11 protein-coding genes are annotated in these 11,990 nt (G+C 75.3%); 9 read left to right on the top strand and 2 right to left on the bottom strand.

Features of this window, described 5'->3' with window-relative positions; genetic code table 11:
* The 5 genes from ABZ873_RS26420 to ABZ873_RS26400 form a co-directional block, all read left to right on the top strand.
* Positions 1-566 (top strand): hypothetical protein (locus ABZ873_RS26420; RefSeq protein ID WP_360876527.1); only part of this gene is annotated, 566 nt, incomplete at its 5' end.
* A gap of 68 nt (positions 567-634) precedes the next feature.
* Complete coding sequence (locus ABZ873_RS26415; RefSeq protein ID WP_360876524.1) at positions 635-2,662, top strand: NAD-dependent epimerase/dehydratase family protein; 2,028 nt, start codon at positions 635-637, stop codon at positions 2,660-2,662.
* A complete protein-coding gene (locus ABZ873_RS26410) occupies positions 2,659-3,363 on the top strand; it encodes a PIG-L deacetylase family protein (protein WP_360876522.1) in 705 nt (234 codons plus the stop codon). Before ABZ873_RS26415 ends, ABZ873_RS26410 begins: the two co-directional genes overlap by 4 nt.
* Positions 3,356-4,588, top strand: coding sequence for an ATP-grasp domain-containing protein (locus ABZ873_RS26405; protein ID WP_360876519.1), 1,233 nt, complete (start codon positions 3,356-3,358; stop codon positions 4,586-4,588). The genes ABZ873_RS26410 and ABZ873_RS26405 overlap by 8 nt, the downstream gene beginning before the upstream one ends.
* Positions 4,589-4,645: 57 nt before the next feature.
* Positions 4,646-5,725: a glycosyltransferase gene (locus ABZ873_RS26400; RefSeq protein WP_360876516.1), complete on the top strand. Its 1,080-nt coding sequence runs from the start codon at positions 4,646-4,648 to the stop codon at positions 5,723-5,725.
* On the opposite strand, the gene ABZ873_RS26395 is transcribed toward ABZ873_RS26400, so the two are convergent.
* Positions 5,690-7,300: a CocE/NonD family hydrolase gene (locus tag ABZ873_RS26395; protein WP_360876513.1), complete on the bottom strand. Its 1,611-nt coding sequence runs from the start codon at positions 7,298-7,300 to the stop codon at positions 5,690-5,692. The two genes, ABZ873_RS26400 and ABZ873_RS26395, sit on opposite strands and share 36 nt — an antisense overlap.
* Positions 7,301-7,343: 43 nt before the next feature.
* Between ABZ873_RS26395 and ABZ873_RS26390 the strand changes: the two genes are divergently transcribed.
* The 4 genes from ABZ873_RS26390 to ABZ873_RS26375 are packed head-to-tail and all read left to right on the top strand — an operon-like array spanning position 7,344 to position 11,437.
* On the top strand, positions 7,344-8,855 hold the full coding sequence (locus ABZ873_RS26390; RefSeq protein ID WP_360876510.1) for an AMP-binding protein: 1,512 nt from the start codon (positions 7,344-7,346) through the stop codon (positions 8,853-8,855).
* A complete protein-coding gene (locus ABZ873_RS26385) occupies positions 8,852-9,805 on the top strand; it encodes a macrolide 2'-phosphotransferase (protein ID WP_360876507.1) in 954 nt (317 codons plus the stop codon). The genes ABZ873_RS26390 and ABZ873_RS26385 overlap by 4 nt, the downstream gene beginning before the upstream one ends.
* Positions 9,802-10,650 carry an alpha/beta hydrolase gene (locus ABZ873_RS26380; RefSeq protein ID WP_360876504.1) on the top strand — a complete coding sequence of 283 codons (849 nt, stop codon included), beginning with the start codon at positions 9,802-9,804 and terminating at the stop codon, positions 10,648-10,650. Before ABZ873_RS26385 ends, ABZ873_RS26380 begins: the two co-directional genes overlap by 4 nt.
* A complete protein-coding gene (locus ABZ873_RS26375) occupies positions 10,640-11,437 on the top strand; it encodes a nucleoside 2-deoxyribosyltransferase domain-containing protein (protein WP_360876501.1) in 798 nt (265 codons plus the stop codon). The genes ABZ873_RS26380 and ABZ873_RS26375 overlap by 11 nt, the downstream gene beginning before the upstream one ends.
* On the opposite strand, the gene ABZ873_RS26370 is transcribed toward ABZ873_RS26375, so the two are convergent.
* Positions 11,413-11,982, bottom strand: a complete 570-nt coding sequence (locus tag ABZ873_RS26370; RefSeq protein WP_360876498.1) for a GNAT family N-acetyltransferase — start codon at positions 11,980-11,982, stop codon at positions 11,413-11,415. The genes ABZ873_RS26375 and ABZ873_RS26370 overlap by 25 nt on opposite strands.
* Between the last annotated feature and the right edge of the window lie 8 nt (positions 11,983-11,990).

Raw genomic sequence — 11,990 nt, 5'->3', positions numbered from 1 at the left:
GGGCGGCCCCCACCGGCCGGCGGGGGGGGTGGGCCGCCCCCCCCGCGGCGCTGCCCTCCGGCAGCGACGAGGTCCTGGTCCGGGGCGTCGACCAGGCCCCGCCGGACCGCCCCGACGCCGTGTGCATGCTGTCGGTGTCCGTGGACCCCGCGCACCGGGCGGCCGGACACGCCGAACGGCTGCTCACCGAGGTCCGGCGGCGGGCCGCCCGGCACGCCCCGCGCGGGGTGATCATCCCGGTCCGGCCCACCCGCAAGCCGCTCTACCCGCTGATCCCGATCGACGAGTACGCGGCCTGGCGGCGGCCCGACGGGCGCTGCTTCGACCCCTGGCTGCGCACCCACCTGGAGCTGGGGGCCCGCCGGCTCGGCATCGCCCGCGCCTCCCTCGTGATCCGCCAGCCGGTCGCCCGCTGGGCGGAGTTCCTGGGGCATCCGCTGCCCGGACCGGGCGAGCACCCGCTGCCCGGGGCCCTCGTACCGCTGCGGGTCGCCACGGACGGCCACGGCACCTACACCGAGCCGAACGTGTGGGTGCACCACCCCGCGGGTCCCGGCGCGCCGTGACCGGCTCCGGGCCGCGCGCCCGGCCGCCCCACCCCACCCCCGATCCTCGACGAACCCTGGAGAGAACCATGCCTCCCGTACGCCTCGCCATCGTCGGGTGCGGCGCCGCCGCCCGCGGCTGCCACCTGCCCGCCCTGCCCGCGCTCAAGGGCGACGTACAGCTGACCGCGCTCATCGACCGCGACCGACGCCAGGCCGAGGACGCCCTCGCGCTCTACCGGGAGCTCGGCGGCACCGACGCCGACCGGGTGGTGCTCGCCACCGACCCGGCCGAGGCCGCCGACGCCTTCGACGCGGCCGTGGTCGTGGCGCCGCACACCCTGCACGCGCCGATCGTCCAGGCGCTGCTGGCGGCCGGCAAGCACGTCCTGCTGGAGAAGCCGATGACCACCTCGGTGGAGGACGCGAAGGCGCTGGCCGCCACCGCCGCCGCCGAGGGCGCCCCGGTGCTCGCGATGGCCCACCCGCGCCGGCTCTTCCCGGCCTACGCCTGGGTCAAGCGGCTCATCGACGGCGGCGAGCTCGGCGACGTGGTCCGGGTGGACTGGTCGGAGGGCCACCCCTACGCCCACGAGCCGGTCTCCTGGTCCATGTTCGACCGGCGCCTCGCGGGCGGCGGCGTGCTCACCGACACCGCCTCGCACGTCTTCGACACCCTGCTGTGGTGGCTCGGCCCCGAGGTGGAGGTGGTCCGCTACGAGGACAACTCCCTCGGCGGCGTGGAGACCGACTCCTCCGTCCACCTGCGCTTCGGCGGTACGGACGCGCACTGCGAGTTCAGCCGCCTGCGCGACCTCGGCATCAGCTGCAAGATCACCGGCACCCGGGCGACCGTGACCATCGGCACCGACTTCCCGGCCGGCGAGTGCACCCTGATCACCGCCGACGGGGCGGAGCTGCACCGCGGCGACGTGGACGCGGTCGCCCCCGCGCAGGGCGAGTGGGAACTGCTCTTCACCGAGCAGCTGGGCAACTTCGCGGCCGCCGTGCGCGGTTCCGCGGCCGTCCACTCCACCCCGGAGGACGGCGTACGCGTCGTCGAGCTGATCCAGGAGTGCTACGGCGGCCCCGGCCACCGGGGGGCCGCGCAGCCGTGGACCGTACGGGAGGGCGGGGCCCCGGCGGGCCCGGCACTGGCCGGCCGCACCGTGGCGGTGACCGGCGCGAGCGGGTTCATCGGCGGCCGGATCGTCGAGCGGCTGGTCCTCGGCACCGAGGCCCGGGTCCGCCCGGTGGTGCGCGGCTTCGGCCGGGCCGCGCGGCTGTCTGTCCTGCCGCAGGACCGGCTGGAGTTCCGCCAGGGCCATCTGCTGGACCCCGACACCCTGCGCGCGGCCTTCGAGGGCTGCGACACCGTGGTGCACTGCGCCTTCGGCAGCGCCGGTGACGAGGACGGCCGCTGGGCCGCCTCCGTCGACGGCACCGCGCACGTCCTGGCCGCGGCGCGCGCCGCGGGCGTACGCCGTGTGGTGCACCTGAGCACCGTCGACGTCTACGACCCGGCCGTCACCGGAGCCCTCACCGAGGACTCCCCGGCGCGGCCGGCCGATCCCGCCGACCGCGAGTACGAGCAGCAGAAGCTGGCCGCCGAGCGGCTGGTCCTGGAGGCGCACGGCGAGGGCCTGGAGACGGTCGTGCTCCAGCCCGGCGTGGTGTACGGCCCGTGGGGCGGCCAGTGGACCACCGCCCAGCTCCGCCGTCCGGCGGGCGACTTCGCGCAGCTCCCGGCGGGCGGCGAGGGCGGCGTGTGCAACGCCGTGTACGTGGACGACCTGGCCGACGCGGTGCTCCTGGCCGCGGAGACCGGGGCCGCCGCGGGCGAGCGCTTCCTCGTGGGCCACCCCGAGGAGCTGGGCTGGGGCGCCTTCTTCGACGGGATCCGCGCGCTGCGCGGCCCGCTGGACACCGCGGGCGAGCCCGCCGGGGAGCCGGTCGCCGACTGGGAGCTGGAGCTGTACCGGGCGACCGCCCGCGCCGGCTACGACAAGGCCCGCCGGATCCTGGGCCACACGGCGCGCGTGCCGTTCGCCGAGGGCGCGGCGCTGACCGGGCAGTGGGCCCGCTGGGCCGGGGAAGCGCCGGAGGCGGGCGCATGACGGGCATCACCGACGTCCTGGTGGTGGCACCGCACCCCGACGACGACGTCATCGGCTGCGGCGGCTCCATCGCCAAGCACGTGCGCGACGGGGCCCGGGTGACGGTGGTCATCGTCATCGGCCGCGAGCGCAGCGCCCTCGACGACGCGGTCAGCGACGCCGAGTTCGCCGCGGAGACGGAGAACGCCGCGAAGGCGCTGGGCGTGCACCGCTGCGTGCGCTTCGACGAGCCCTCGCGGGACTTCGCCCTCTCCCGGCGGGTGCACCTGGACCTGGTCCGGGTCATGCGCGAGGTGCGCCCGCAGGTGGTGTACCTGCCGCACGACAACGACGACGACGTCGAGCACCGCATGGTGCACCAGCTGACCACCGAGGCGCTGTGGATGGCGCAGTCGGAGTTCTTCCAGGAGACGGGCGGACAGGCGATGCCCGCTCCCCGGCTGGTGCTCGGCTACGAGGTGTGGGCGCCGATGGCGCGCTTCCAGTACGCCGAGGACATCGAGGAGCAGATCGAGACCAAGGTGGAGGCGATGCGGGCGTACGTCTCCCAGCTGCGGCACGCCGCGTGGGACGAGGGCATCCGCGGGCTGGCCCGCTACCGGGGCGCGGTCTCGGCCGGTTCGGGGCACGCGGAGGTGTTCCAGGTGCTGAGCCTGGGCGCCCCGCCCGCCGGGCTCCGTGCCGGTGGCGGCCATGACTGACCGGCTGCTGGTCTGCGGGCTCGGCTCGGGCATGGACCGCTCCCTGACCGAGCTGCGCTCGCCCCGGCGGGAGCTCGTGGTGGTCACCGACCACCCGACCGAGCGGGCGCGGGCCGCCGCCGATGTGCTCATCGTGTGCGATCCGAACGACGCCGTGGCGGTCCTGACGGAGCTCTCGGCGGCCGGGATCGACCGGATCGACGGGGTGTTCTCGCTGGGCGCGGACAACCCGCCGGTGATCAGCACCCTCGCGCGGCGCTTCGGCTGCCCGGGGCTGCCGCTGGAGGCGGCCCTGGACTGCACGCTCAAGGACCGGCGGCTGCGCATCCTGCGCGCCGCCGGGCTGGACCTGCCCCGGTTCGCCACCGCCGAGAGCGTCGGCGAGGCGGTGCGGGTGGTCGCGGACATCGGCCTGCCGGTGGTGCTCAAGCCCAGCGACCAGACCGGGTCCCTGGGCGTGCTGAAGGTGGAGACCGCCGGGCAGGTGCGCGGGCTGGCGGAGGAGGCGCTGCGGCTCAGCCCCGGCGGGCGGATCGTGGTGGAGGAGTTCCTGGAGGGGACCGAGCACACCCTCGCGGCCTTCATGGTCGACGGCGAACTGCACCGCTTCGGCTTCGCGGACCGGGAGTACGGGCGCAAGGAGGAGTTCGCCCCGCACTTCTTCGAGGGCGGCGACACCCTGCCCAGCCGGCTGACCGCCGAGCAGATCGAGGAGGTCACCGAGACGGTACGGCGGGGCGCGCGGGCGCTGCGCCTGGACCCGGCGGTGATCAACACCGACATCCTGCGCACGCACGACGGCCGGGTGATCCTGCTGGAGATCACCTGCCGGCTGACCGGCGCCCGCATCGCCACCGAGGTGATGCGGCTGGCGACGGGCGTGGACCCGCTGCCCAATGTGGTGCGGCTGGCGCTGGGCCGGCCCCTGGAGCCGGCGGAGCTGGTCCCGCGGCACAGCCGGGCGGCGGTCCAGCGGTTCCTGCCGGCGGACGGCGGTGTCGTGGAGTGGGTCGGCGACCCGCGGGACGTCGCCCGCCGGGCCGGGGTGCACGACGTGTTCTGGGGCCTGGACCTGCGGCCGGGCGCGGTGGTGCCGTCGTACCGCGGCGGCTCGGACGTCCTGGCCGGGGTGATCGCCCATGCCCCGGACACCGGGGAGGCCGAGGCCATCGCGGAACGCGTCCTGAACGCCCTGCCCCTGCGGTTCAAGGCCGGATCCCCGTGACCGCGCCCGTACGACGGGCTCACCGTAGGCACACGAGTTCGATGAGGGAGAACTGAGATGGCCACCGACCTGGTGGACGAGGCGTCGGTCGACAAGGGCATCGCCCGGACCGGTGTGATCATCGCCCTGCGCGACGATCTGCGGATCGCGGACTGCATCGCGTCGATCGACGAGGACGTCGAGATCGTCCTCGCGCTCAACGGGCCGAGCGACGCCGTCCTGAAACTGATCGCGGAGCACCCCCGCCCGCTGACCGTCACCGAGATCGAGGACGTCGGCAACCTGGGCGCCGCCTACAACGCGGGCGCCGCCGTCACCGACCGGCAGTACCTGCTGCTGATGGACTCCGACTGCACCTTCGCCCCGGGCGTGGTCCGCGCGATGGTCCGCGCGGTGCTCACCGACCCGGTGGTCAAGGGGCAGGTGGTGTACGGGGAGTCGGACGGGGTGCTGAGCAGGCTCACCGCCCGCGTCCGGGAGTTCGACGAGGGCGACTACGTCAGCGCGCTGTCCCCGCCGCTGATCTACAACCGGGACATCGTCGACCACATCGGCGGCTACCACTTCGACGAGCTGATCCACTGGTGCGAGGACCGGGAGTTCGACTTCCGGCTCCAGCTGGCGGGCATCCCCGTGGTGTACCTGCCGGAGGCCCGGATCTTCCACGACGCCCAGCACGGCTTCGGCAACATGCGCAGCTACTTCCGCTACGGCGTCGGTGAGGGCATCGCCCAGGAGACCGGCGTGTTCACCACCCCGGCGCTACCGGTGGTGTGGCGGCTGTTCGAGGCGTCGCGCACGCTGGTGCACTGCGCCCGGGACAAGGGGGTGGGCGCGGCGGCCTACTACGCCCTGCTGAAGGCCGCCTTCCACACCGGCACCGCGCACCACCTGCTCAACGACCCCTACCAGGTGCGCGAGCGCTATCCCGCCTCGGCGAAGCGTGCCCGCATGGTGTGGTCGATCCCGCAGCACAGCACCAAGCTGAGCGGCGCCCAGCTGCGGCGGCTGCGGCGCTCGCACTGGGAGGCGGGCCGGCGGATCGAGAAGGTGGCCGACCTGTCGGTCTTCCACCCGGACGCCGCCGGCCCGGGCGGGTCCTCAACCGCCGGGCAGGCACGCCAGCAGCAGGTGTGACGGGTGGTCACCGCCGTGGTGGACGGTGTGACGGGCGGGGACGGCCGGATGCACGTCGAAGCGCGGCGCGTTGCTGGCCGCGATCTCCAGACGGATCCGGTGGCCCGCGCGGAACACATGGCCGACCGCCCCCAGCCCGACGGTGACCGCGACCGGCCCGCCGTCGGAGGCGTCCCGCGCCTCCGACGGCGGGATCCGGCGCACCCCGTCGCAGAGCAGTTCGGCCCGGCCGTCGGGGTAGACGTCGACGAGCTTGCCGGTCACATCGGCGCCCGCCGCGTCCGGGGTCACGTACACGGTCAGGACGGTGTCGCCGACGACGGTCAGCGGGGTGCTCAGCGGCTCTCCCGTGAAGCACAGCACGTCCGGGCGCTCCTCCACCCCGCGCTGGTCCAGCGGACCGCAGTCGCCCCCGGTGAACTGGCCGGGCAGGGCGGTGGCACCGCCCGTGGTGGGCACCGGATCGGCCGGATCGTGGCGGAGCAGGTCGGCGCCGGGCGCCGCCGGGGCGGGGCCGGGGGTCAGGGCGCGGCCGTCGAGGTGCAGGACGAGGTCCCGGGTGCCGGGGACGGGCCAGTCGGGGAAGGCCCGCCAGGTGTCGGCGCCGGTGAGGAACAGCCGTACCGGATCGGGCTCCGGGTCCTGCGCGCGCTGCCGCAGATGGCGGTCGAAATGGTCCAGATGAAGGCCCGTGACATCGATTTCGCGTTCATCGGCGGCCAGCCCGTAACGCCGCTGCGGAAATATCCCGCCGGTGACGCAATGGGACCACGGGCCGACCACCAGAAGCGGCCGGTTCCCGCATTTCCGCATTCCCTGGTAATTCTCCAGGGCGCCGCCGAGGAAAATGTCGTACCAGCCGGTGAGGTGGAGCGTCGGCGCCGTGATCGCCGGATACGACGCACGGGGGGCGGCCCGCCGCCAGTACGGGTCCCCGGCCGGGTGCTCGCGCCACCGCCGGTAGTACGGGGCCAGCCGGTCCAGCAGCTCCGCGGCCGCCTCCGGATCGCGGTAGAGGGCGTCGATCCCGTCGACGGCGCGGGCCACCTCGGCCACCTCGTCCCCGGTCAGCCCCGCGCCCTCCAGCAGCAGGTCGTACAGCACCCAGTACAGGACGAAGCCCAGCTCGAAGGCGCCGCCCCGGTGGGTCCAGCCCTCGCCGAAGCCCGATCCGGCCACATGCGGGGCGATCGCCCGCAGGCCGGGCGGCTGTTCGGCCGCCGCGAGCAGGGCCGCCATCGCCTCGTACGAGCGGCCGAACAGCCCGGCCGTGCCGTCGCACCAGGGCTGCTCCACCGCCCAGGCGACGGTGTCCGCGCCGTCCGCCGCCTCGTGCCAGTACGGCTCGAAGGTGCCGCCGGAGCCGAAGCGTCCGCGCACGTCCTGCACCAGCAGCGCGTACCCGGCGCGGACCAGGCGCAGCCCGTCGACGGAGGCCCCGCCCGGACTGCCGGATTTCCCGTAAGGGGTGCGGCGTACGAGGACGGGAACGGGGCCGCCGGTATCCGGGCGGTAGAGATCGGCATTCAATAAGGCGCCGTCGCGCATGGGTATTTTCAGATCGTGTTCCACCACAATTCGCACCCGCCCATATTCCATCAGGACGAGGGAAATGACAATGCAGGCCACGGGAATCTATTTCCTGGAACCGTTCTTCGCCACCGCGCGCACGGATCCGGCGCGCCCGGCGATCGTCGACAACGGGCTCGTCATCGGCTACGGCACCCTCGCCGCCTGGGTGCTGGAGGTGGCGGGCGCGGTCGCCCCGCGCACGGACACCCCCCAGCCGCCGGTCGGGGTGGTCGTGCACCACTCGGCCCGCGATGTCGCCGCCCTGCTGGGCGTGCTCGCGGCGGGGCGGGCCTATGTCCCGCTGGAGGCGGGCCATCCCGCGGCCGTGCTGGAGTCCGTACTGGAGCGGCTGGAGGTCCGGGAGGCCGTGGCCACCGCCGACTCCGGCTGGCAGCCGGCCGTGGAGCGGGTGCTCCGCCCCCGCTGGGCGGCCTCCCCGCCGGTGCCGGTGCCCCCGGAGCACCCCGGCAGCGGGGTACGGCCCGGGGATCCGGCGTACGTGCTGTTCACCTCCGGCTCCACCGGCCGGCCCAAGGGGGTCGTGGTGCCGCACCGGGCCCTGGCCGCCGTGGTGCCGCCGCTGCGCGAGCTGTACGGGATCGGCCCGCACTCCACCGTGCTGCACTTCCACGGCGCGGGCGGGGACACCAGCCTGGAGGAGATCCTGCCCACCCTGACCGGCGGCGCCACGCTCGTCGTCGACGACGCGGCGCGCGAGGCGTTCCCACAGGTGGCGGAGGACCAGGAGGTCACCGTCGCGGTACTGCCGACCGGCTTCTGGCACAGCCTGACGGGCGATCTGCTGCACCAGGGCGCGGGCCTGCCGTCCTCCCTGCGGACCATCGTCATCGGCGGGGAGGCGGTCCGCGCCGACATGCTGGACCGCTGGCGGAAGCTGGGCGCCGAGGGGGTACGGCTGCTCAACACCTACGGCTCCACCGAGACGGCCCTGGTCACCCACGCGGTGGGGCTGGCCGGACCGGACGCCCCCGGACTGCCGGACACCGGAGGCGATCTGCCCATCGGGCTGCCCCTGCCGCATGTCGGCCAGCGCATCGACGACACGGGCGAACTGTACGTGTCCGGGCCCGGACTGGCCCTCGGCTACCACGCCGCCCCGGAGGCCACGGCCGCCCGGTTCGCCGAGGAGGGCGGGACCCGCTGGTACCGCACCGGGGACCTGGTCTCCGAGGAACCCGGCGGAGCCCTGGTGTTCCGCGGCCGCTCCGACCACCAGGTGAAGATCCGCGGGCACCGGGTGGACCTGGTCCATGTGGAGGCCCTGGTCGGCGGCTGCGAGGGGGTGCGCGAGGTGGCCGCCGCCCGAGTGGAGGGGGCCGAACACAGCACGCTGGCCGCCTTCTTCGTGCCGCTGCCGGGCCATGACCCGCGCGAGGTCGCGGCGGGGGTGCGCACCCGGCTGGCCGGTACGGCCGCCCCGCACCTGGTGCCGAGCCTGCTGGTGCCGCTCACGGAGCTGGCCCGCACCCACACCGGCAAGGTGGACCGCGAGGCCACCCGGGACCGCTACCTGGCCACGGCGGAGGCGGCCCGATGACCGCCGCGACCCGCGCCGGAGCGCCCTCCGGGGCCGGGCCGGACTCCCTCGCCGCCCTCGTGGCGCACGCCTCCCGCCGGCTGGGCCTCGCCCTCGACCCGGGCACGGCCCGCGCCGACGACACCGGCTGGGACTTCCGGGTGGTCCACGTCCGCGCCGCCGACGGCGTCTGGTGGATCCTGCGCCGCCCCCGGCGGCCCGAAGCCGCGGAGCAACTGGCCTTCGAGGGGGCCGTACTGGCCGCCGTACGGGACCGGACCCCCGTACCGGTGCCCGACTGGCGGCTGCACGACCCGGACCTGGTCGCCTACCCCCGGCTGCCCGGGGAGGCGGCGGGCACGGAGGATCCCGGCACGCTGGTGTACGGCTGGTCCATCGACCCGCTGGCCCACCCCGGCCAGTACCTGGAGCCGCTGGCCCGGGCCCTGGTCGCGGTGCACACCACCCCGCTGGACGGCTCCCCCGCCCTGGCGGCCCGGGGGCGGGCGGACGCCGGGGCCGTACGCGCGCGGATCGCGGACCGGCTCGACCGGGCGCGGGCCGAACTCCCGCTGCCGGAGGCCGGGGTGCGGCGCTGGCGGGCCTGGCTGGAGGAGGACCGGCTGTGGCCGGCCCGGCTGACCCTCGTCCACGGCGACGTCCACCCCGGGCACACCCTGGTGGAGCGCCCGCGCTCCGGGCCGCCGGTGCTGTCGGGGCTGCTGGACTGGGCCAACGCCGATGTGGGCGACCCCGCGGCCGACTTCGTCGACATGCTGTACGCGGGCGGCACCCCGGTCCTGGACCGCCTCCTGGACGCCTACCGGGCGGCGGGCGGCGAGGTCCGCCCGGACCTGCGCGCCCATGTCCTGGCCCGCGCCTCCTTCCTCTGGGTCCACGTGGCCCTCCGCGGCCTGGACACGGGCCGCCCGGCCTGGGTGGAAACGGCACTGCGCAGGATGGCCCCGTGAGCGCCCCGGGCACCCCGGGGGGCACCCCGTCCGCCACCCCGGGGCGGACCCCCTCCGGCATCCCGTACACCGTCCACGGCACGGGCCCCCGCCCGGTGGTCCTGGTGGCGGGCGCGGGCGGTACGGGCCGCATCTGGGAACACCACCAGGTCCCGGCCCTGACGGCGGCGGGCTACCGGGCGATCACCTTCGACCACGGGGAGGAGCCGACGGATCCGCAGGCACTGGCCGCCCGGACCGTCGCGTTGCTGGACGCCCTCGGTCTGCCGCGCTGCCCGCTCGTCGGGCACTCGCTCGGCGCGCTCGCCGTGCAGGAGCTGCTGCTGACCGACGCCCACCGGGTGAGCGGGGCGCTGCTGGCGGCGACCCGCGGCCGGTCCGACGTACTGGCCGAGGCCCTGGCCCGCGCCGAGACCGCGACGGCGGACACGGGCACCCGGCCGCCCCCCGCGTACGAGGCGTACGCCCGCCTCGTCATGAACCTCTCCCCCCGCACCCTCGCCGACGAGCGCGCGGCCGCAGAATGGCTCGACTTGTTCGAACTCGCCGCGCTGACCGGCGCGTCGGCGGCTGCGGACCGCCCGCTCCCCCCGCTCGGCAACCGGCTGGCCGACCTCGGCCGGATCCCCGTCCCGGTACTGGTGGCCGGCTTCGCCGACGACGTCCTGGCGCCCGCCCCGCTGGGCCGCGAGGTCGCCGCCGCGATCCCCGGCGCCCGCTACGCGGAACTGGCCGACGCCGGCCATCTCGGCTTCCTGGAACGGCCCGACGCCTTCAACACCGTCCTGCTGGACTTCCTGGCCACCCTGGCCCCGACCGACCCCGGAGTCTCCCGTGTCCCCTGAGCCCCACACCCCCGTGTCCGCCTCCGGCTCCGCTTCCGCGTCCGCCCCCGCGTCCCCGGCGGACCGGGTCGAGGTCGTCCACGTCGGCCAGGAGGCGCCGGAATCCTGGGCCGCGGCCGTGTACCTCTGCGGCCCGACCCCCGCCGACCCGGCCGAGCCCTCCTGGCGGCCGGACGCCGTCGCCGCGCTGCGGTCCGCGTGGTCCGGGGCGGGGCGGCTGGTGGTGTTCCTGCCCGAGCCGGTGCCCGGCGGCGCCTACCCGGCGTACGGGGACCAGATCGTGTGGGAGGAGGAGGCCATGCGCCGCTCCGACGTGATCCTCTTCTGGATCCCCCGCGACATGGCCCGGCTCCCGGGTCTGGTCTCGAACATCAAGTGGGGCTCGTGGTGCGACTCGGGCCGCGCCGTGCTCGGCACTCCCCCGGAGGCCGAACGCATGGCGTACCTGCTGCACTTCGCCGGAACCCTGGGCGTCCCGGTGGAGCGGACCCTGGAGGGGGCGGCCGCGGCGGCCCTCCGCACGGTCGGCCCGGGCGCCGCCCGCAGCGGTGGCGAGCGGGCGGTACCGCTGACGGTGTGGCGGACCGAGCCGTTCCGCACCTGGTACGCCGCCTGCCGTCAGGCGGGAGACCAGCTCCTGGACGCCCGCGTCGACTGGTACGCGCCGGGCGCGGGCCCCGAGGGGGCGGACGGCTGGCTCCTGACCGTCACCGTGGCGCCGGGCGACGGCTCGGGGCCGGCCGTCGCCCGCCTCCTCGCGGCTCAGGGGCAGGGCATGCTCATGTAGAGCGCGTGCTCCCCCTCGGACTCGGTGCCCAGATACAGCGCGGTGTCCAGCCCGCAGAGGGTGAAGCCCATCCGCCGGTAGGCGTGGATGGCCGGGGCGTTGACGTTGGTCACCTCCAGCCAGAGGTGCCCGGCGCCACGCTCCCGCGCGAACTCCACGGCCTGCCCCATCAGCGCCCGCCCGATCCCCCGCCCCCGGTGCTCGGGCGCGACCTCGATGTCCTCGATCGTCAGCCGCTGGTTCCAGACCGCATAGGAAACGGCGGCGAACCCGGCGATCCCCCCGTCACCGGCGACGGCGACAAAGGTGACGCTGTCCCCCTCCTCGCCCTCATCGTCATCCCCGTCCGCATCGCCCTCGTCCTCGGGAAACACCTTGACCAGCGGCGGATCCACCGGCACCTCCCGCAGAGCGAACCCGTCCTCACTCACGGCCACTTCGAAAACGGTGCTGGTGGTGAAGGACCCGTCAAGCCCCTTGATGGCCCCACTGTCCTCGGGCAGGGCGACGCGGAACTCGTACGCGGTGTCATGGATCGTGGTCATGCCAGGAG

This window comes from Streptomyces sp. NPDC047014 (assembly GCF_040644195.1).
Taxonomy (GTDB): domain Bacteria; phylum Actinomycetota; class Actinomycetes; order Streptomycetales; family Streptomycetaceae; genus Streptomyces.
Note: the sequence above shows the minus strand (reverse complement) of the source record. Positions and strands in the feature narration are given on the sequence as shown.

Excerpts from the sequence above, each read along its gene's own strand:
- ABZ873_RS26410 (WP_360876522.1), top strand. The coding sequence starts at position 2,659 with ATGACGGGCATCACCGACGTCCTGGTGGTGGCACCGCACCCCGACGAC.
- ABZ873_RS26400 (WP_360876516.1), top strand. The coding sequence starts at position 4,646 with ATGGCCACCGACCTGGTGGACGAGGCGTCGGTCGACAAGGGCATCGCC.
- ABZ873_RS26415 (WP_360876524.1), top strand. The coding sequence starts at position 635 with ATGCCTCCCGTACGCCTCGCCATCGTCGGGTGCGGCGCCGCCGCCCGC.
- ABZ873_RS26390 (WP_360876510.1), top strand. The coding sequence starts at position 7,344 with ATGCAGGCCACGGGAATCTATTTCCTGGAACCGTTCTTCGCCACCGCG.
- ABZ873_RS26405 (WP_360876519.1), top strand. The coding sequence starts at position 3,356 with ATGACTGACCGGCTGCTGGTCTGCGGGCTCGGCTCGGGCATGGACCGC.
- ABZ873_RS26385 (WP_360876507.1), top strand. The coding sequence starts at position 8,852 with ATGACCGCCGCGACCCGCGCCGGAGCGCCCTCCGGGGCCGGGCCGGAC.
- ABZ873_RS26370 (WP_360876498.1), bottom strand. The coding sequence starts at position 11,982 with ATGACCACGATCCATGACACCGCGTACGAGTTCCGCGTCGCCCTGCCC.